Genomic DNA, 21542 nt, shown 5'->3' with positions numbered 1-21542 from the left:
CAAACTGAAAGCTATTGTCTTTATCTATTATTATAACTGAAATTAAAATAGCTTTTTTGAAAATCTGTTTGGGTAAGTTTATGCAAGGTCTTAAACGTAGAGTAATTTATGTAAGTACCTATGAAATCATTGGACTGGGTATTTCTTCTTTAGGGCTGGCACTACTTTCGGGTACACAATTAACCCATACAGGGCCTTTGGCTTTCCTGATTACCACGATTGCTGTGAGCTGGAACTTTATTTATAACTTAATTTTTGAAGCATGGGAAAAACGCCAAACTTTACGACAACGTACGGTAAAACGCCGTGTAGCTCATGCGATCGGATTTCAATTAACCTTGGTGGTTTTTCTTATTCCATTGATTGCCTGGTGGATGAATATTAGTTTTCTAGAGGCATTTTTATTAGATGCGGCTTTAATTGTTATCATTCCAATTTATACCTTTATTTTTAATTGGTCTTTTGATCGATTATTTGGTGTTCCACTTTCCGCTCAAGCTTAAAAAATGTAATTGTTTCTGCTTAAATTATTGCCCATTCAATTGAATGGGCAATAATTTAGGTTTTTCCTAGCACAATAATTTCTATTTAACGCTTTAAATTTATACGACAGCTGATGTCGCAACAATAAAGAAATCGCCATTGTTGACCGCTCATAATTTATATAATCACTAAAGTTCATTCGGAAAATTAGGTGTGAGTGATGACAGAGCGTATTAGAGAAAAACTGCAAATTTTAGCAGATGCTGCGAAGTATGATGTGTCATGTTCATCCAGTGGCAGTAACCGCAAAAATAAAGACAGTGGGCTAGGCAATACGGGCGCTGGAATTTGCCATAGTTATACCGAAGATGGTCGATGTGTATCGCTGCTTAAAATCTTATTTTCCAATGTGTGTATTTTTGATTGCTCATATTGTGTTTCTCGCCGTTCTAACGATGTCAAACGAGCTGCTTTTACGGTACAAGAAGTTGTTGATTTAACCATTAATTTTTATAGAAGAAATTATATCGAAGGGCTGTTTCTCAGTTCAGGAATTTTTAAGTCAGCAGACTATACCATGGAGCGTATGCTACAAGTCGTTAAAAAGTTACGATTAGAAGAAAACTTTAATGGCTATATTCATTTGAAAACAATTCCAGGTGCTTCACAGGAGATTATCCATGAGGCAGGGCTTTATGTAGATCGGATGAGTATCAATTTAGAAATGCCTACCGCAGAAGGTCTTAAAAAGTTTGCCCCTGAAAAAACCCATGATGAAGTGCAAAAAGATTTGGGCATTGTTCGAGACCGTTTGATTCAATTTAAAGATGAAAGAAAAATTATAAAAACTGTGCCGAAGTTTGTTCCAGCAGGACAAACAACTCAAATGGTGGTGGGTGCACATAACGAAACGGATCAGGATATTATCTTAATGGCTGATCGTCACTACAAAGAGTTTAAACTCAAACGGGTTTATTTTTCGGGCTATATTCCGATTAATGATGAAGAAAAAGCGTTGCCTTCGGTGGGTTCAGCACCGCCATTACTGCGTGAAAATAGATTGTATCAATCTGATTGGTTAATGCGATTTTATGGCTTTGAAGCAACTGAAATTGTCAATGCAAAGCATCCAAATTTAGATTTAGATATCGACCCAAAACTGAGTTGGGCACTACGTCATCCTGAACAATTTCCTATCGATATCAATCAAGCTGAATATCGAATGATCTTAAGAGTCCCTGGAATTGGGGTACGTTCAGCTAAGAAAATTGTTCAAGCACGTCGCTTTGGTAAAATTCATATTGATCAAATCAAAAAACTGGGAATTGCGTATAACAGGGCAATGCATTTTATTCGTTGTGCTGATACCCCTCCATTTTTAAAAGATCAATTACCCAGCCAAATTCGCCAGAAAATATTACAGACAGGGCATTCAAAATATACTCAACAACTTTCGCCACAATTGGATTTGTTATTCTAAATGGCGAAATATATTTTTGATGGGACCATGACAGGGATTTTGTGCTGTGTATTTCGTGCATTTCAATTTAAAGAGTTTGATGTCATTGTCTCAAGTGAAAACAATACTCAAGCCGCTTTATTTGATGAAACGATTTTTGTTGAATCTAATGACGCTCAAGCCAATAGAGTTTGGCAAGGCCTAAAGTTAAAAGTTTCAGCAAGTGGTTTACGTAATTTTTACTATACTTTTTTATCTGAACAGGAGGACGCTTTTCAACATCTGTTTAATTTTAGTGTTTATGCATTCTTCGCTCAAAAAGCGATTGATCGAGATTTTGGTCATCCAGATGTTTTGGCACTGTCAAAATGGGCCAAACAAGTGGGAAGAGAAAAGCACCGTATGGAAGCTTTTGTTCGCTTTAAAAAATGTAAAGATGAATTATTTTTAAGCTTGGTTAAGCCAGATTTCAATGTTTTGCCTTTGATCGAAAAGCATTTTAAAGCCAGATATCAAGACCAGCGCTGGCTTATTTATGATGAAAAACGAGATTTTGGTATCTATTATGATTTAAGACAGGTTCATCAAGTCAATATGAATGTCTTAGAGATTGATCAAAAGATTCATCAAGGTTCTAGTCAAGATTTTAGTGTTGAATTAGATCAGCAAGAGGTTCTATATGATCAGCTTTGGAAAGATTATTTTAACAGTGTAAATATTTCAGCGCGGAAAAACATTAAACTACATATTCAATATGTACCAAAGCGATATTGGCGTTATATGAATGAGAAAACGGTTTAAAGATTAAATTAATGATATCGCCTGTATCTATAGCTGGATCTTGAATAATATAGTTTTGGTTTTGATGTCTAGCTGGCTTTGTCTATGGTATTGCTATGGATTATATGAGCGGCGTCACAACAGTTATTTCTTCCCGAATTTTTTATTTAATCTTTATATGTCTCAAAAGAGGGAGCGATTACATGAATACAAAAAACATGTGTGCTGTCTATTTTAAACACTGTAATGCTTATGATTTAAGGTCTTCACTCTTTACACAGGCAAAGGTTTTATGTTTATTTTTTGAATAAATCTTATACAGTTTTTTTATTTTTTCAGCTTTCTATTTTATTTGAAAATACTATCAAATGGTATAATTTATTCATGTATAAGCAATTGTAATTTATGTTGATTTTATAGTGGTATGTGATTTGTGTTGTTTTTATTTTGTTGATATGTTAATTATAAAATGCAAAATACATCACAGAATAATATACAAGGAAATACCACATGAATAGAATTTATAAACTAATATGGAATGTAAGCCTAAATGCTTGGGTAGTATGTTCAGAGCTTGGGAGAAAAGGGAAATCATCATCGAAAGTGACTTTATTGATTGGTGGTGTTCTGATTTCCTCAGCGAGTTTAGCTGTAGAGTGTACGCAAGGAACAAATGGCTCTGTTACGGTTAATAATACAAATAATACTGGAGCAAATATTAACTGTGAGGTATCTACTATTTTACCTGAAATAGGAAATACAAGTATTTGGAATACTGGGTTTTTAGTTTATAGCCAAAATGCCAACAGAAGCATAACGCTGACCAATGATTTAACCACAACACTCAAGGGATCGGGGGGGATTTCAGTCTATGGAACTGCACCTAATTTTACATCTTCTTTTAATGCCGCTGGAAAAAAACTCGATCTCACGATTACAAATTTAGATAGTAATAGTAGCAATCCAAATGGGGATAATATTGCAAAAATAGGACTGGGAGTATCGCATGGGGGTACTTCAACTATTGGTACATTGAATCTTACCATGCTAGATTTACCCAAAGGGCCAACATTTAATGAACGATTTGAGCACTATGGTGTAGTTGTGGGGTCAAGTGTTAATTCAGCAGAAACAGCTGCTTTTAATGGGATGAGGTCCAAAGCTATATTTGATAATTTAAATATTAAAATGAGTGCAAATAATAACCCATCCTTTTTATCAAATTATCCGTTAGTTGTCGGTATTCGTGCAATTCAAGGAGCACCACAATCTTCTGGTAATGGTGCTGCTGGCTATGTAGAGGTGAATAAAGATTTAAACATTGATATTAAAAATCAAAAAAATGATGCAATAGGAATTTATATTTCTGGTTCTGAACAAGGTGGCGTGGTACCAGAAGTTCATTTAAATAATAGCAATATCAGTATTGAGAGTACATCCACTCGCGCAAACGCTATTCGTTTAGGGAAAACAGCAGCAATTGGTACAGGCGAAGGTCGTTTATACTCCAAAGGAAAAATGATCATAGATACGACTAAAGCGCTTAATGATTCTGCAATTGATATTATTTGGCAGGGCGCTTTACTGGATGCCAATGCCGCTACCTCTAGTACTGAGATTAAAGCAGGCAGGGAAGCTATTAATATTAGTGGTAATTCAAGTCAAGCTACAGATCAAACAATTACAACATTTAATAATTTAATCATTAATAAAACAGCTACAAGTACGGCAAGTTTAATTACTGTAGGAACAAACCAAAAAAACTATATTTTCTCTGCTAGAGGTGATAACACATCACTGATTTCTAATACGGGAAATAATGCGTATTTGATTGATGTTCAAGGAGCAAGTACAACGCCAAGCCAAGTCAATTATCATTTTGAAAACGGATATATGCAGGGACTTGTAAATAAAACAGACAGCTCTACTTTAACTCTCAATTTAAAAAATAACGCGACTTGGCAATTGGAAGCGAATGGAAATAGTACTCAAGCGAACTTTACAACATTAAATTTAATAAATTCACAACTTGTTGCTCATGATGTGAATCGCAGTAATCTACTTACAAATACACAATCTGCTTTTAACTTAAAAGGAAACGTTGTTGCATCCAACTCTCAAATTGATCTGGCTAATGGTGTAGCTGGAGACAAATTAACCATTACTGGCGACTATACAACTGGAAATAATACTTGGCTAATGGACTCTTATTTAACGGGTCTTGGACAGAGTGGTGATTTAGGTGTAGATGGTAAATCATATACAGATAACGTCAAAATTACGGGTAATGTGATTGATAAAGGTATTGATTGGGTTTGGGTCAATAACTTAAATCTGGTTGATCCAACTGGAAAAGAATCCATTTTGATGTATGACATCGATGGTGCATCCAATGGTGAATTTCTTTTACAACGCCGTGTTGTAAAAGGCGGTTATGAATATTTGTTAAATAAGCATGCGAATGGTGACTGGTATCTTGAAAGTTTCAATATGAAAGGTGAAACGGGTGATACCGGAGCGACTGGTTCTACGGGTGCAACAGGTGATACCGGAGCGACTGGTTCTACTGGAGCAACAGGTGATACTGGAGCCACAGGTTCTACAGGTGCAACGGGTGATACTGGAGCCACAGGTTCTACGGGCGCAACGGGTGATACTGGAGCCACAGGTTCTACAGGCGCAACAGGTTCTACAGGCGCAACAGGTTCTACGGGCGCAACGGGTGATACTGGAGCCACAGGTTCTACAGGCGCAACAGGTTCTACGGGCGCAACAGGTTCTACGGGCGCAACGGGTGATACTGGAGCCACAGGTTCTACAGGTGCAACAGGTTCTACGGGCGCAACGGGTGATACTGGAGCGACAGGTTCTACAGGTGCAACAGGTGATACCGGAGCCACAGGTTCTACAGGCGCAACAGGTTCTACAGGTGCAACGGGTGATACTGGAGCCACAGGTTCTACTGGGGCGACTGGTTCTACAGGTGCAACGGGTGATACTGGAGCCACAGGTTCTACGGGCGCAACTGGTTCTACGGGCGCAACTGGTTCTACCGGTGCAACTGGTTCTACAGGTGCAACGGGTGATACTGGAGCCACAGGTTCTACAGGTGCAACTGGGGATACAGGAGCAACTGGTCCAACAGGCAGTACAGGTCCACATCAACCAGTCATTCGCCCAGAGGTTGGTAGTTATACTTTTAATGCCAATATTGCCAATAACTTATTTGTCCATCGTTTAGAAGATCGTATTGGTGCAAGTGAATACACCAATATGAATAAAGATGATGTCGGTCAACTCTGGTTAAGAGCTGTAGGGGGCTATAATGAATTTGAAGATAAATCTGGACAGATTGATACCGATGGTCATCATTATGTTTTACATGCAGGTTTAGGTTTGGCAAACTTTGGCGAAAAAGATGAATATAATGTCGGCTTAATGGCTGCTTATGGTAATGCAGGCAGTGATTCCAAATCATCAATTACAAATTACAAATCATCTTCAAAACTCGATGGTTACGGCTTTGGTCTGTATGGAACTTGGTTTGAAAATCCGACTGAAAAAACTGGTGCATATGTCGATACATGGGCAATGTGGAGTAAGTTTAAAAATGAAGTATCTGGACAAGATTTTGGAACAGAAAAATATGATTCTTCAGGAATTACGGCCTCAATAGAAGCAGGTTCTAGCTATAAACTTGGACAAAGTGAAGGCGTTAGTTATTGGATTCAACCACAAGGTCAATTTATTTACCAAGATGTTCGATTAGATTCATTTAAAGAAAAATCTACAGGTACGTTAATTGATGAAGGCAAGGGCAATATTCAAACTCGTCTTGGAGCAAAAGCCTTTCTTGTGGTCCCTACAGATATTGCAGCTAGCTCAAACTATCGCCCATACGTCGCATTAAATTGGATTTATAATTCTGAAGACAAACTTGTGAAGTTAGATAATAGTTACTATGGTATTTCTGGCAACTCAAATTTGGGTGAAGTTAAATTTGGTGTTGAAGGGCAAACAAGCAAAAACAGTTATGCATGGTTTAATCTTTCATATCAGATGGGTAGTAATAACTATAGCGATTTCATTGGAAATATTGGTTGGAAAGTGAATTTCTAATTCTAGTATTTAAGTGTTCTTAAAAGAAATCCATCAAGAAGCCTTGCAATGCAAGGTTTCTTTCATATAGAAGTATGTAAATAGAATCAAAGAGAAAAAATATGACACTTTGCTTAAATATGATTGTAAAAGATGAAAGTCATATCATTGAACAAACATTAGAAAATATATGTCAATATTTTAAGTTGGATTACTGGGTTATCTCAGATACTGGATCTAGTGATCGTACACCAGAGATTATCGAAAACTTTTTTAAAGCGAAAAATATTCAAGGTGAGATAATTTATGAAGCTTGGCAAAATTTTAGTTATAACCGTAATATTGCTTTAAAAGCTTGTCTTGGAAAAAGTGATTACATTCTTATTTTTGATGCAGATGATTCAGTAACAGGTGAGTTAAGTCTACCGACTTTACAGAAAGATGCTTATTATTTTCAACTTTCCAATGAAGATCTCTCGGTAAAATATTTAAGAAAACTCATTATTAAAAATAATGCTCAGTATCATTGGCGCGGTGTTTTACATGAATATTTAGAAAATAAAAATGAGCAAGAGGTAGGGGATGTTCAAGGCGATTATGTCGTTATTTCAGGTCGAAAGGGTAATCGGAGTTTAGATAAAGACAAATACTTAAAAGATGCCAAAATCCTTGAAATGGCTTATATCTCTGGTGATGATCCAGATTTATTACCACGTTATGCATTCTATTGTGCACAATCATATAAAGATGCAGGACAGATAGATAAAGCAATAGAATGGTATCTAAAGCGGGCTGAATTAGATATAGGTTGGTATGATGAAAAATACTGTAGTTTTGAGCAATTGGGTTTACTTTATGAAAGTGAAAAAAATTACAAAGATGCACTATCGTATTGGCAGATGGGAATAGCCCATGATCCACACAGAGCTGAGTGTTGGTATCATTCGGCTAGACGGCATAGTTGGGATCATCATCCTGAATTGGCTTACTGTTTTGCCAAACAAGCCAGTGAAATAAAAATGCCGGAAGGTAATCGTTTATTTTTAAAGAAAGATATTTATAAATTTTGGTCACTATATGAATGGTGCTTAAATGCATACAAACTTGGAAAAATTGAAGAGTCCTATCAAGCCTTTAAAAAATTAGTTGAACATTGTCCAGAAGACCTTGTCAATCGTTTAACAGATCAAATCAATGAATATCGTTGTTTTATTATGCAAGACTCTTTTTATGAGGGGCAGTTGTTGGCACTGAATTTACATCGAGTTGGAAAAAAAGCGTTATTAGAAAAAATTTTAAACGGGAATTAAAAACCGATATTCATTGTTGAGTAAGTTAAATGAAAAACCTTATAAACCCTAGTTTATAAGGTTTTAACGCATCTACTCAGAATAATATAAATCAGATTTCGTGATTGATCATTTATTCACTTTGGACTTAATCATCTAACACTTTAGACTGTCGTTCATTATCTGCTTTCCCAATCTGCCAGTAAGAACAGGCATAACAATCTTCTTTGCCCCAATCACTTTGCTTTCTTAAGATATTACGACATGCCCGTACGGCTTGTAGTTCGGCGGTAATATGTGCAAAACGGCTTGCTGGTAGATTAATGAATTCAGGATGGCGTAACAATTCGTCAGCCAATAAACTTTGCTGAAGCGGGTTCGGATTGAACAGCCATGTTTGCTCTAAATCAGCTTGTGTATTTAGTTCGATTTGATCTTCTACAGTTGCTACTTCTGCAATGACATATACTTTGGCATCAGCTGTTAATTTTTCTAAGATCGCTTGAGTAACTGCAAGTCCAGTCCCATCAGTGATAATGAGATAATGATTCAGCCCTGTAGGGATTGAATTTTTAGCGGCAGTAGACATGGTTACGCCAATTTGATCTCCAGGTTGAGCACGATCTGCCCAGTGACAAGCCACCGTATCTGTACCATGCATTGCAAACTCGATGGTTAGGGTTTTGTTGACTAAATCAATATCTCGATGGGTATAAGTCCGAATTTCTGGCATCATCTCAGGATTACTGACAATCCACTTACGCTGATTAAAATCAAAATCAGGAATTTCTATCGCAGTTTGATCATGCCTTGGAATAAAAATTTTATTGTTATCACCAATACTGGTGTATTTGAATTTCTCTACATCTGCACAGTCAAAAATAATACGAACATAGTTTGGACCTAGATATATTTTCTCTTTCACTTGAATAAAAGTGCGATGTGCATTCAGCGCCATGATTTATTCCATATAAATAACAATAATTCTCATTATCGTATCGGCTTTTACATGAAAATGCCACTATTACCGCGAGAGTTGATGATAAAACTGCAAAGATGCTCAATATCCTGCATCAATAAATCATAAACAATTTAATCTATCTATTTGTATTATTCAGTATGAGGAGGAATAACATAAGTCACTGAATCATATTTAGGTTTCTTTTTATATTCAGAAATAACCCCACCTAAAGATTCTGCGATATGACGACTAGCATAATTTTCAACAGCTACAGGGTAAATAAAATTATTACAACTCAAGTTGCCTGAAGCCCAATGAACCATGCTTGTTACCGCATCTTTACCAAATCCTGACTTATGTCGATCTTCTCGAATCCAAATGCCTAATTCAGATGTTTCCGTTTGTATTTGATGCAGTCCTGCAAGGCCAAGAAACTCATAATTAGCAATGTTTCTGACGACGAAAATTAACTCATTCCCATGTTTAATATTCTCTAGCCATTTTTGCCAGATCTCATCAAACTCTTGACGGTTTTGCGGAGGATCCCAAGCCATATATCGAGTTAAGGTGGGAGTTATATGCTGAAATACCTCATCAGCATCTAAAGATGTAAATGGTTTTAAAACAACTTGAGAAAAATGGATCTCTATAGGCGCAGCAATCTCTGGACAAATGGTTGATGGCTATGGGTTAAGATCGGGTTTTCTCATTGCATTATGCGCAGGGGGTATGGTGTTGGTGATTGTGTTATGGGGACATTACCGTATGGGTAATGAATGACAACATAGCCATATCAAATGATCCGTCATGATGATCAGCATGATTCTTTTTGTTGTGCTTTCTGGAGTGGTCTTCGATTGAGGACTTTAGTTTAAGTAAATGCCATGATTCATAAAAAACCATTTCAGCGACTCAATGCGGAAATGGTTTTTATGAAATATGCGTGCTTAAGATAGCGTTAAAGGATTTTATCTAAAGCATATTGTGTTGGTTATAGTATGTTGGTAACAGGGCGTTGGTTATGTAGCGCGTTGGTTTTGCTACAGAATAAAACTCTAATTTTTTCCCACGATGTGTTAATTGCGTTTTAACTGCCCAATTCATTTTTCGCCCAGTTCGGATCATCTAACATTTGATGGACACGTTTCTTATCAACATCATTTTCCCATACACCAATCACTAAAGTTGCGACACAATTCCCAATCAAGTTGCTTACTGCTCTTAAAATACCAATCAACCAATCCACTGAAAGGATCAATACCAAGCCAATCGCAGGGATAACAGGAAAGCTGGATAAAGTCGCAGCGAGTACAACGATTGCTGATGCAGGAATACCATGTGCTCCTTTTGAGGTAAACAAGGTGATTAAAAGAATCATGATGAGGTCTGAAATTGTTAGGTGAACGCCTGTCGCTTGTGCAATAAATACAACAGCAAGGGTGAGATAAATTGAAAAGCCATCTAAGTTAAAAGAGTAGCCCGATGGAATGACCAGACTTACCGTGGAGTCTTTTATCCCTAATTTTTTTAGTTTATACATCACTTGCGGTAGCACAGAATCAGAAGAAGATGTTCCACATACAATGGTGATTTCTTCTCTAAAATAGCGAATAAGCTTAAAAATATTGAAGCCTAAGAATTTTAATACCAGACCAAGTATGACGATCACAAAGAAAATCACAGTTGCATAATAAATTAAAACCAAATAGCCCAGATTAAGTAAAGTTTCTATTCCAAACTTTGCCACGGTAAAAGAAATTGCACCAAAAACGCCGATAGGGGCCAGTTTGATGATGATGGACATGATTTTAAAAATAACTTGAGATATTTTATCGATAAAAGAGGCGACAGGTTCACTGACATCTTTAGACAGCATAGATAATGCAACGCCAAATAAAATTGAAAAGACAACCACTTGCAGAATATCATTCCCTGTAAATGCGCCCACAGCAGTTTGAGGAATCATATTTAAAAAGAAATCAGATACACCTGTAACTGCATGGATATTTTCATTGTACTTGGTCATTTGGGACGCATCTAATGTTGAAATATCCACGTGCATACCATGCCCAGGTTTAAATATATAGGCTGCGGCTAAGCCTAAAATTAGAGCGATAGTGGTCATGATTTCAAAATAAATCAGCGTTTTTATTCCCACTTTCCCAGCTTTTTTTAAGTCTCCTGCACCATAGATTCCTAACACAATGACGCAGAATATAAGTGGAGCAATCAACATTTTGACAAGTTTGACAAAGCCATTACCAAACACTTGAAAATTGATCGCAATATGAGGCAAAAAGTAACCGAATAAACAGCCAATCACCAATGCAATCATTACTTGTAAAAATAAAGAGCGTTTAATGAGCTTCATTGAGGAGATTCATAACTAAAAGGTCACTTGAAAAAGCAATAGTTATGCCATTTTTTGAATGAATAATTTTTGGTCTTTTCTGTAGTTTTTGTTGTAGTGTTATTTGATCGTTTGATACATAGGTTGCTTAATAGCAGTATAGATAGAATAACAAAAAGGATATCTAACAAGCCTTAAAACAATATCCTAAAACATTTAACAATAAGAAGCTAAAACTTGTACATCTGCAATCGTATTTTTTGTTAGCTTGAAATATACCGTATTGTTGGAGTAAGAAAATGACTAAAAAAGTACTATTCATCACTTCAAATTCTGGCGTTGAGCATGATGAGCTTAAAAAACCTTTAGACTTTTTGACGAGCAAGGGCATAGAAAGCATTCACGCTGCGATTGAACTAAAAGATGTACGAACCGTTGTTCATGATGATGAAAAATCGGTGTCATATAGTCCGCAGGCAATTTTGGAAAAAGTAGATCCAAGTGATTATGATTTGCTGGTTATTCCAGGGGGAACGGTCAATGCCGATCAATTGAGAATTGATGAGAATGCTAAGAAAATCATTCAAGCCTTTACAGACCATAAGAAACCGATTGCTGCCATCTGTCATGGACCATGGGCTTTAATCAATGCAGAACGAATTAAAGATAAAAATTTGACTTCATATAAAAGTATTCGCATAGATTTAGAGAACGCAGGTGCAAACTGGACAGATGAAGAAGTTCATCGTTGTAATACGGGTGGATGGGTACTCATTACATCGCGCAGTCCAGATGATATTCCTGCCTTTAATGAGGAGATATTAAAAGAATTAGAATAAGTGGATAGAGCAGGCTAGGCAAAGTTTAAATTTTTGAGATAGCCCTTTAATCGAGGGTTATTTCATACAATCTTTGAATATGTTGGGTTTTAATTCCCCACACAGAACTAGATATTCTACGTTGATGATTTTCAAAGCTTTGTCGATTCTCAAACACTTCATGCACGTCCCAAATTAAGGGATTTTGACTTTGTTTAACCTCAAAAGAAACACAACCTTGTTCTTGTCTGGTTAACTTGATATGTTCTGGAAGATACTTGATTACGATATTTAATTCTTGTTCAGACACACAGATTAACTGACCACATAGCTTAACCATCGCATTCTCATTGATAAAATAGAGCTGTTTTTTATGTAGGCGTAGTACTAGTCTTGCATAAATTATTATTTCTGGGGTTGTACTAAACAGGGTTTAAATTCCACCCCAAAGCAATTCGTTTGTAAATACGCCAAGCATAAAAAACTTAAATATTTTTTAATCAATATTTATTTACAGTTATTTAGCTTATTTTCGCGAATTAACATATTGCTAATCTAGTACAACCCCATAACTTTTATTGAGTTGGTAACTGTTCAATCATATATTTTGCGAAGCCATCGATATCTTCAATTTCATTATCCGGTGATCCTTTACCAGATAAATCCCTCACAATTTTTCCAAGACTTCCACTTTTTCCTAAAGAGATTTTTTCAGATGACACATAGTTAGCCAAATCTTTATTGTCATATGTCATTGTAGATGTGTATTGCAGAGTGCTGTGAGCGTACTTTCCTATAGCTTTAGAGCCCAAGAATTTTAAATCTTCTCCAGCAAAAACTCTTTTTTGTTTTATATCAAATGATAACGAGATCGGTTGAGCTGTTTGCTCATCTGCCAATAAACCTTTAGATTTTAATTCATCCGTTAGTTTCTGAACATATCGTTCTTTTATTTGGTCTTGAGTTGAAAATGTTGGAGCATCTACTTTGCTCGCTAAACTCACATTTACAGTTTCAATATGGTATTTCTTCGGCTGTATATTTTCTACAGTATTTACACTTTTATAAGGTTTATAAAATTGGGTAGGTTTTGCATAAACGAGAGACGTGCTAGTTGCGATTAATGCCAAAATAGTAAAATGTTTGAATTTCATATATAAACCAATGGTGGTGAGTTTCAAGATAGTTGAAGGAATGAATAATTATAAAAAATTAATTTTTAAGCGATTTAAAGAGTTCATAATTCACTAACGTAATAGTACGAGAAGAGTCAGTACCAACACCTGCTACAATAGAAGATGATTTAACTTCTTTATTCATTTATTTTTCCTTAATTTCAAATGTTTATAGAGTATATATAATAGTTTTTTTAATGTATTCGTCAATAAATTATTTTTAGAAACAGTACTTGGCAACGAGCTAAAGCGGATTAAATGATAAAGCAGATGATTTCTAAAATATATTGAAAAACGGCCATTCTAAAATCACAGACAACAAAAAACCACTTAGGATTAATGCACCTAAGTGGTTGTCTTATTTGGTGGGCCCGCCCAGACTTGAACTGGGGACCAACGGATTATGAGTCCGCTGCTCTAACCAACTGAGCTACAGGCCCTTCATCAAGTGAATTGATTAATTATCAACTACTTGGAACGTGTGCAATACTATCTAAGATTTTAGAGTTTATCAAGTTTTTTTTACAAGTCGACTGTAGAGAATAGCTTGATATAGTGTTTAGCATTGCGACAGCTAGAGATTCTATATAGGTCAACACCAAGAGTAAAGCTGACAAAGACATTTATTGATCAATTGGAGCTTAGATCTGCGATTTATCGAGACAAGAGGTTGATTGGCTTTGTTGTATGTGTAAATAACAGCGATAAAACTTACTATCGCTGAAAGAAAGTTCTGAGTAGATCTGTGCGCACGACTTTGGATTATATGGAAATATCAGTCTAGGGAAAGCGCATGACTTAGCACAGGGGAAATTGCTACAAATGGCATAAGGAATAAATCCCAACCATAAAAAAGCAAAAAATATTAGAGCAGCAACAACAATTAAATATCGAGAAAAAGAAGTCTACAGCAGCTATAGCAAACCAAGCTTTTATGGATTACCTCAATTTAAAGTCTCTTCAAGCAAGATCAATTATGGACTATACAATCAAAAATAGGTCGTTTAAAAATAGCTGCACATTACTCTAACTTAGCCTTGCCAGCTCGCAAGCATATAGATCACAATCGCAATTAAAAATAGACCCACTAAGAGTAAAATATATTTAGGGATTCTACGCTTTTCTTGTGCTTTTTCAGATCTTTCTTGAGCGGTTGATGGGTTGTTATCATGTTGCATATTAACCTCTAAGATTTATCAAGTGATTAATTTATATGGTGGACTAATCTCATCAATACTGTGTGAATAAATGTTGTTCAAAAGTGATCAATGTAGATTAAATGAAAGATTAAGTATTAAATGAAATGATGCTTTAAAATAAGGGCCAGTTATTTTTAAAATAAAAACATAGTGTTAATTGGTATTCTATATTGAGTTAAAATAAATAAGCAGAGCTTAAATTCACAAGTACTTACAACACTAAACAACGAATAAAATAATCCATGCTATAAAAACAATGCTTTTATTTAACATTATATGGAGAAGTGATTATGTCTGTCGGTGATAAATCAGCATATACAGCAAAGCAGAAAAGACAAGCTCAACATATTTATGAAAGTGAGAAAAAACAAGGTCGCTCAGATGAAGATGCAGAACGTATTGCTTGGACGACTGTAAATAAGCAGGATGGTGGTGGGAAAAGAAAAACACAGCATTCTTAACTGATTAAATCCAACTCGGTGGATTTTTTATTTGCTAAATAAACTATTAATTTTCAAAAACTAAATGAGAGCATCCTAAAGATGATTTTTAAAGTTTACTTATAGGGTTATTTGAAATATTACACCGTTAGTCATTATCCATATTACTACTTATAAATTCTAGAATAGAAAATATATCAACAAGCAAAAAGAGTGAATATTAATATGCAATTCAATATTGGAGGAAACGCCTTGATCTTATCAATGAAGGCGAAAGACAACGCCAATTAAGGTTAGATGAAGATACGAAAATCTTAAAAAATAAGATTTAATCAAATATAAAACGCTCGATGAAATTCATCGAGCGTTTTATATGAAATAAGTGTCAATCTACTTCAGAACGAGACACCTATAAAATTGAATATAACTCAGTTGTAATAGGCCAAATCTATACTTCTAGCCAAGTGTCTTTAACCTCTTGAGAATCTTTAGTTAAGATAACTTTTTCGCCTTTTATCTCACCAACCCAAGATGTTGGGATGAGATGGTGATGTCCATCGCCGTGTTTGGTCAGCTTAATTTGGTCTGCTCCAACAAGGTGATCTACCTCACCAACTTTGGTTCCACAAGACGCAATAACATCGGCATGATTCTTAATACTTTCAACATTGATAGAAGTCATTTGATACTTTCCTATTGAAATGTGATTTGAATATTTACCTTATATGAAATAGGTAGGTGAGTCTTGGTCTGAAATGAAAAGGCTACAAGACAGCCAAAATAATTACTTAATGAATTAAATTTTATACATGGTAATTTTTTGAAATTAATTATAAATGAAGCCATTACAGTATTTAAGTTGCTGTAATGGCTTCAGGTTTTAACAGATAGACTTAGAAACGATAACCTACACCAAGGTAAGTGATCAGTGGGTCGATCTCAATTTTAGTTTTAGCCTGAATAAGCTTTGCATTGTTGTTGGTGTTGAGGACTGTAATGGTCGCAGTATTGTCTAACTTCGCATACGAAATAGAGGCAGTCGCAAACCAGTTTTGTTTAAAGTCATAGGTAAAACCAGCAGTAACAATCGGTGCAATGGCATCAGTAGCATCTACCTTAACTTTCATGTTGCCGCTTGATTGCTTTCCTTCTAGAGAAGCACCTGCTTTACCATCATGAATGTTTTGAATCATATGTCCAGCACGTATCAAATCATTTTCAATCCCTGAATTGATTTCGATCTCGTTGAAGTAGGCATACATTAAACCAGCACCTACAAATGGTCTGAACTTATTGACACCAGATTTACCAAAATAGTACTGCGCTTGTATGGCAGGCGTCCAAGCTCTAGCAGATGCAGCAGTGTTATAACTATCCAAATCTGTAATCAAAAGATTGTTTTTTAAATACAAATCGCCTACTAAGCCTTGAAGTGGCTGAGATGTCGCTGAAAAGGGTGCATAGACAGTACCTTTCCCTTTTAAATCAACTTTTGGTGGGATCCCTGCAATCAATTGAACGGCAACATTGTCAGTGACATTATAAGTAAACATCATACCTAGCGTGTCTACATCCTCAACTTCCAAACCAGCATCCGCTGACCAATTGGCAATCCCATTGATTTCAGCAATTCCTGTTAATTGGTCGATTAAGGTTGGGTCGTCTGCCATGATTACATCCAGCAGGTCATCAAATAAATATCGTCCTTCTTCATTACTTGGTGCATTGAGCAAGCTAATTAGGTTGGGATCCATCGCATCAATACGAGATTGATCGACATTATTTAAAATGGTTTGGCCTGTAATTACACCCACAGCAGCTTTAGTACCATTACCCACAGAGGTATTAATCCTAAAAGGTTGTGCTTTCCCCATTGATGACATATGCAACCAACCCGAAGAAACCGAGAAGCGTTTAAAATCTTCAGCTTGGCTTATTCCCGCAATACACAAGAGTGAGGTTGTAACGATGGCTTTTTGAAAGATCTTTTTTATTTTCACTTTGATTCATCCTTTTAAATACAATCACTGTCTTCTTGACAATGAGATTATTAAAATTACATAAAATAACCAATAAGTAGAGTAAAAACTCTAATTTAAAAACAGTATTAAGACTTAAAAGTTAATTAATAATGATTGAAAAGTAATATAAAAAACATAAAATCATAGAGTTGTTTGAGAATAATGTATTTTTAAGTATATTTTTCATATAAATAAAGTATTACAAAATAGTGACATAGTTTTACTTTTTGATAAATTTACTTTACTTTTGATTATATTGAAAAAATTATAAGATAAATTAGTAAATCTAAATTTAATTATTATTCATAGAATATTTTGGATGAATTATCGATATAAGTTGTATTATTTTTCTAACTATAGAATACAACTTATAAAGAAATGAATGATTATAAAACAGCGAATAAAGCATAAAATGATCAGTTAATGCCTATTGATTTGCATTTATTTAAAATCCAATACATGTGATTATGATTTGAATCGCCAAAATAATAAGACAGATTATTCCAACAGCATAAGAAATACTGCGCCATGGTTGAATTGCACTGAGATAGGTGATTGTATGTGTGAATCTTGCAATCGTAAATATACAAAAGACCCAAACAATGAAATCACTGCTTAGGTTTAATACTATGCAAAGCCCTCCAAGCACCCAAAACACGGGAATATTTTCTAGATCATTTGCCCAAGCTTGGCTGGCTCTGCTCACTTGTGGCAGTTCTTCGGGTCTGGCTTGAACACTGACAAAATTAGCATCTTCGGTATTTTTAAACGCTTTATTCTTTATACGATAAAATCCTTGATAACAAGAGATTGCAAGCATTTTAAAAAAAAGCAAAACCACACAAAATGCATAGATATGTAGTAAATTATTCATAGATCCCCATTTATTTTATATGCTTTAGAAGTAAGTGTATCTATTTAAAGTGATTTTCAAACTTTGTCGAGCGAAATTTTTAGAAGCAGTTTTAATGCTTGATGAGTCTGATTTATTTTTTGGTGAGAATGACTGAAATAGAGTCGAATGATTAGAAGCTTAACCACAATTGAAAATTAATTGGATGGTTCTAACAATGATCTAAGTTTTGAGTCAATGAGAGCTGCTGAGTGTGTTGCGGTATACGATGATCTAGCGAAGTTTGTGGCTATTGAGCGGGAATAATATGCAGTATTACTTTTTTCGTTTTTCTAAATAAATTTCAAATAGACTCCATGTGCAAATCAAAACAAAGACTAAGGCACTTACGCCAAAGAGAGGCATCAACATATTGCAATCCTTTTGCAGATAAAATTTTGGAGCTTATGGCGCAATTAAGACTAAAGTCTAAATGATTTTAACAAGATAAAAATATTGATTTGAGTTTTATTATTGAGATTATGATTTATATGGATGTTTTTTATGAAGAATTTATATTTTTGTTCTAAGGTGAGTTAGATGACATTGGTGGATTTAACGATTTTACATTTTAATCACGCATTTCGGTATAGCAAAACAAGTCTTTAAAATGACAAAAATAAATATACAAATGTAAAAAATAAGCACAATAGAGATTGTCTTTTTAAGCTTTTACTCGGACAATTCGCAAATTATGATTTTATGATGTTAGGTATTTATGAAAAAGATGTTGGGAGAACTTACTTTTAAGCTCTCAGGTTGGTCATATGAAGTTGATCAAAGTGTATTAGAAAAAAAACAAGTCATTATCGGTTTTGAACATACATCCATGATGGATGCTGTATTGTCATTGGCAATTTTTCAAATTCATGACATTAAAATCCATACTTTAATTAAAAAAGAACTATTTAAAGGGCCATTGAAACCGATTTTAGAAAAAATTGGTGGTATTCCTGTAGATCGAAAGTCAAACAAAGACATCGTTTCTCAAATGGTTGATCTGTTTCAGAGTAATGAAGAGTTTAATTTAGTGATTGCACCAGAAGCAACTCGCGCAGAACGTGGACAAGCACGTAAACCGATCCGTACTGGTTTTTGGCATATCGCAAAAGCAGCTGGTGTTCCTATTGTTTTGATGTATGCAAACTCAAAAACAAAACAGGGTGGAATCTTTGGTAAAATTTACCCAACAGATCTAGATCAAGACTTAGCAGAAATTAAACGTCTATATAAACAACATACAGGGCTCGATATTGTGATTCCTGAAGCAAAAAATTCTTAATTTGCATTAAATCTAAAAAATAAGCACTTTCTCATAAAAAAGTGCTTATGGTAGAATTGCCGCAATTTGATATGGCATAAAGCCAATCTACAGGAGCATATTTCGCATGGCGGGTCATTCCAAGTGGGCCAATATTAAGCATCGCAAAGCAAAACAAGATGCAAGTCGTGGTAAAGTTTTTACCAAATATATTCGTGAATTAACCACAGCAGCAAGACTTGGCGGTCCTGATGTGGGAAGTAACCCTCGTCTACGTGCTGTTGTCGAAAAAGCACTTTCAGTGAATATGACACGTGACACGATCAACCGTGCTATCCAACGTGGTGCTGGTGGTGAAGACAACGATGATTTAAAAGAAGTCACTTATGAAGGTTATGGTGTGGGTGGTGTTGCGGTTATCGTAGAAACCATGACAGATAACCTTAATCGTACTGTGCCTGATGTACGTCATTGTTTTTCTAAAACCAATGGTAACTTAGGTACTGCGGGTTCAGTGGCATACTTGTTTACCAAACGTGGTGAGATTACTTTTGAAGATGTTTCTTTAGAAGACAAAATCATGGATGTGGCTTTGGAAGCTGGCGCTGAAGATATCGAAGTGAACGAAGATGAAATCTTAGTGATCACTACACCAGAAAGTTTTGGTGATGTACAAGATGCTTTGACTGCTGCTGGTTTAAAATCTGATAATGCAGAAGTGGTTATGAGCCCATCAACAAAAGCATTGATTGCTGATGTGGATCAAGCAAAACTCATTGTGAAAATGATTGATATGTTTGAAGATCTTGATGATGTTCAAAACGTATATACCAACGTTGAATTCACAGATGAAGTATTGGCTGAATTAGACAGTTAAGTCTGATTTGAGTTGATAAAACGCACCTTTGGGTGCGTTTTTTATTATTACGTGTTTAAAATTAATTTATTAAATAAAAAACAATAGTTTATAAGTTATTTTTCATTTGACTAAATTACAATGAAATATGAATTCTAGTACAACAAGATGGCGACTTTTCAAAAGAGAAAAGCCGCTGATGAGCATGCAGCTGATGCAGAAAAACTGAGTGAATCGTGGTCTCCGAGCGAAGGCGAATTGTTTATAGCTAATATTATCAAGCTAAGCTAGGTCACTTTTATAGGAGCTTTATAATAACTATTATGATTAGGAGTACTTATCTAACAGGGTTATTCTTAGAAATACAGTGATTATGAGGAAGATCAAAAATATTATTAAACTCAATAGATTTAATAAGTTTTTTCCCTAAATTAGTTATTTTTAAAGGTGAATCTCCCCAAAATGTAGGAGTAATTAGGTTTAGGTTCTTTAGCTCTTCGATGTAAGTTGGTAATAGTGGGTTTTGATCTTGTAAGGTATAAACATCATTGGATTGCCATAGCGATTCAAGGCCCAATATTTCAAATCTATTTAGGATATCCAAGTGGTTAAAACTCAATCTATCTAAAATCAAAATGAATAATGAAATCATTTGTGGAGATAAGGTAGTGTCTACGCAACCATTTGCATATAAATTCGAAAAAAATTTAACTTTTTCTTCTTCATATTGGTCTTTAGATTTTATCAAAACTGCTTCAAATAGTTCCTCAAATGGTTTTCTAACACCAACAGAAAATCTAAAAAAATCATCATCCCTAATAACTAAACCATTATCTTGATGCTGTTTTAATCTATCAACAAAATATTGATAAGCCATATTGGTTCTTAATGCTTCACGTTCAGAGAGCTTCTTATCAAGGGAATCAGCTATTAAATCTCCTGTAGATGTAATCAATAAACTTAATAAACCAGTTGGTTCCGCTAAGAATGTGGGAGCAATTACACCAAAAATTTCAGAACTTTTACGCACCATTTTTGGTACTTTTTTTTCATTACCCATAAGAAATATTTTCCACTAATAATTACTAATTTATTGAATTAACATAGCACAGCTTGTATACAATGTTTGAAAATTTGCTTTTAATCAAAACATTACGCTAGCTTCTCTTGAGAAACTTAAAATTAGACATAATCAAAGTAAAGAAATCACGCTAAGGATCGTTATACCGTTGCTAAATACAACGAGTGTAGTGGTTTGAGTGATGCAAAGACTAAGGTGCTTTGGATAGAGTTTTATCCTCAGGAATAATGCTGGAAAAAACTATTAAAAATCCAAAAACTATAATGAAAATTTTGCCAAAACAATTATAAAGCTTGCGTATGGTGAATTTAAGATCGGATTTTGAGATAAAAACCCACTTACGGTGGGCAATGCTGGAGTTCTCTTTTTAGTTATGGAC

19 protein-coding genes and 1 tRNA gene are annotated in these 21542 nt (G+C 35.0%); 9 read left to right on the top strand and 11 right to left on the bottom strand.

What is annotated here, in order from left to right:
• The first annotated feature begins 80 nt into the window (after nt 1–80).
• From PYV58_RS12715 to PYV58_RS12695, 5 genes are all read left to right on the top strand, one after another.
• Entirely contained in the window at nt 81–503 is a 423-nt protein-coding gene (locus tag PYV58_RS12715) for a PACE efflux transporter (protein WP_004821026.1), read from the top strand.
• 200 nt (nt 504–703) lie between these two features.
• Nucleotides 704–1963 carry a putative DNA modification/repair radical SAM protein gene (locus PYV58_RS12710; RefSeq protein WP_034612872.1) on the top strand — a complete coding sequence of 420 codons (1260 nt, stop codon included), beginning with the start codon at nt 704–706 and terminating at the stop codon, nt 1961–1963.
• Nucleotides 1964–2743: a TIGR03915 family putative DNA repair protein gene (locus PYV58_RS12705; protein WP_034612869.1), complete on the top strand. Its 780-nt coding sequence runs from the start codon at nt 1964–1966 to the stop codon at nt 2741–2743.
• A 489-nt stretch (nt 2744–3232) separates the two neighbouring features.
• Nucleotides 3233–6841 carry an autotransporter outer membrane beta-barrel domain-containing protein gene (locus tag PYV58_RS12700; protein ID WP_275059537.1) on the top strand — a complete coding sequence of 1203 codons (3609 nt, stop codon included), beginning with the start codon at nt 3233–3235 and terminating at the stop codon, nt 6839–6841.
• 101 nt (nt 6842–6942) lie between these two features.
• On the top strand, nt 6943–8130 hold the full coding sequence (locus PYV58_RS12695; protein WP_034612866.1) for a glycosyltransferase: 1188 nt from the start codon (nt 6943–6945) through the stop codon (nt 8128–8130).
• Nucleotides 8131–8257: 127 nt separating this feature from the next.
• Here PYV58_RS12695 and PYV58_RS12690 read toward each other — a convergent pair whose 3' ends face one another.
• The 3 genes from PYV58_RS12690 to dctA all read right to left on the bottom strand — a co-directional run bounded on the left by PYV58_RS12690 (nt 8258) and on the right by dctA (nt 11441).
• Nucleotides 8258–9067: a siderophore-interacting protein gene (locus tag PYV58_RS12690; RefSeq protein ID WP_034612863.1), complete on the bottom strand. Its 810-nt coding sequence runs from the start codon at nt 9065–9067 to the stop codon at nt 8258–8260.
• Between the two features lie 152 nt (nt 9068–9219).
• The gene (locus PYV58_RS12685; protein WP_275059832.1) at nt 9220–9732 is read right to left on the bottom strand and encodes a GNAT family N-acetyltransferase; all 513 of its coding nucleotides are present in this window, start codon (nt 9730–9732) and stop codon (nt 9220–9222) included.
• Nucleotides 9733–10157: 425 nt separating this feature from the next.
• Complete coding sequence (dctA, locus tag PYV58_RS12680; RefSeq protein ID WP_034612859.1) at nt 10158–11441, bottom strand: C4-dicarboxylate transporter DctA; 1284 nt, start codon at nt 11439–11441, stop codon at nt 10158–10160.
• Nucleotides 11442–11719: 278 nt separating this feature from the next.
• Here dctA and PYV58_RS12675 point away from each other — a divergent pair, with 278 nt between their 5' ends.
• On the top strand, nt 11720–12259 hold the full coding sequence (locus PYV58_RS12675; RefSeq protein WP_275059536.1) for a type 1 glutamine amidotransferase domain-containing protein: 540 nt from the start codon (nt 11720–11722) through the stop codon (nt 12257–12259).
• 46 nt (nt 12260–12305) lie between these two features.
• Here PYV58_RS12675 and PYV58_RS12670 read toward each other — a convergent pair whose 3' ends face one another.
• From PYV58_RS12670 to PYV58_RS12655, 4 genes are all read right to left on the bottom strand, one after another.
• Nucleotides 12306–12578 (bottom strand): antibiotic biosynthesis monooxygenase, encoded by a 273-nt coding sequence (locus tag PYV58_RS12670; RefSeq protein WP_034612853.1) that lies wholly within the window; start codon nt 12576–12578, stop codon nt 12306–12308.
• A 235-nt stretch (nt 12579–12813) separates the two neighbouring features.
• The gene (locus tag PYV58_RS12665; protein WP_034612850.1) at nt 12814–13392 is read right to left on the bottom strand and encodes a hypothetical protein; all 579 of its coding nucleotides are present in this window, start codon (nt 13390–13392) and stop codon (nt 12814–12816) included.
• Nucleotides 13393–13776: 384 nt separating this feature from the next.
• Nucleotides 13777–13853: transfer RNA gene (locus PYV58_RS12660), tRNA-Ile, on the bottom strand.
• A gap of 591 nt (nt 13854–14444) precedes the next feature.
• The gene (locus tag PYV58_RS12655; RefSeq protein WP_167468940.1) at nt 14445–14591 is read right to left on the bottom strand and encodes a hypothetical protein; all 147 of its coding nucleotides are present in this window, start codon (nt 14589–14591) and stop codon (nt 14445–14447) included.
• A gap of 311 nt (nt 14592–14902) precedes the next feature.
• Between PYV58_RS12655 and PYV58_RS12650 the strand changes: the two genes are divergently transcribed.
• Complete coding sequence (locus tag PYV58_RS12650) at nt 14903–15073, top strand: hypothetical protein (protein WP_034612847.1); 171 nt, start codon at nt 14903–14905, stop codon at nt 15071–15073.
• 427 nt (nt 15074–15500) lie between these two features.
• On the opposite strand, the gene PYV58_RS12645 is transcribed toward PYV58_RS12650, so the two are convergent.
• From PYV58_RS12645 to PYV58_RS12635, 3 genes are all read right to left on the bottom strand, one after another.
• Entirely contained in the window at nt 15501–15734 is a 234-nt protein-coding gene (locus tag PYV58_RS12645; RefSeq protein ID WP_004721027.1) for a DUF2171 domain-containing protein, read from the bottom strand.
• 211 nt (nt 15735–15945) lie between these two features.
• The gene (locus PYV58_RS12640) at nt 15946–17052 is read right to left on the bottom strand and encodes an OmpW family outer membrane protein (RefSeq protein ID WP_004821080.1); all 1107 of its coding nucleotides are present in this window, start codon (nt 17050–17052) and stop codon (nt 15946–15948) included.
• Nucleotides 17053–17518: 466 nt separating this feature from the next.
• Nucleotides 17519–17947, bottom strand: coding sequence for an MAPEG family protein (locus tag PYV58_RS12635; RefSeq protein WP_004821083.1), 429 nt, complete (start codon nt 17945–17947; stop codon nt 17519–17521).
• A gap of 736 nt (nt 17948–18683) precedes the next feature.
• Here PYV58_RS12635 and PYV58_RS12630 point away from each other — a divergent pair.
• Both PYV58_RS12630 and PYV58_RS12625 read left to right on the top strand, forming a co-directional pair.
• The gene (locus PYV58_RS12630; RefSeq protein ID WP_004721021.1) at nt 18684–19247 is read left to right on the top strand and encodes a 1-acyl-sn-glycerol-3-phosphate acyltransferase; all 564 of its coding nucleotides are present in this window, start codon (nt 18684–18686) and stop codon (nt 19245–19247) included.
• 106 nt (nt 19248–19353) lie between these two features.
• Complete coding sequence (locus PYV58_RS12625; RefSeq protein WP_004821088.1) at nt 19354–20103, top strand: YebC/PmpR family DNA-binding transcriptional regulator; 750 nt, start codon at nt 19354–19356, stop codon at nt 20101–20103.
• Nucleotides 20104–20419: 316 nt separating this feature from the next.
• On the opposite strand, the gene PYV58_RS12620 is transcribed toward PYV58_RS12625, so the two are convergent.
• A complete protein-coding gene (locus PYV58_RS12620) occupies nt 20420–21142 on the bottom strand; it encodes a hypothetical protein (protein WP_051671001.1) in 723 nt (240 codons plus the stop codon).
• Between the last annotated feature and the right edge of the window lie 400 nt (nt 21143–21542).

The organism is Acinetobacter sp. TAC-1 (assembly GCF_029025845.1).
Lineage (GTDB): Bacteria > Pseudomonadota > Gammaproteobacteria > Pseudomonadales > Moraxellaceae > Acinetobacter > Acinetobacter guillouiae.
Note: the sequence above shows the minus strand (reverse complement) of the source record. Positions and strands in the feature narration are given on the sequence as shown.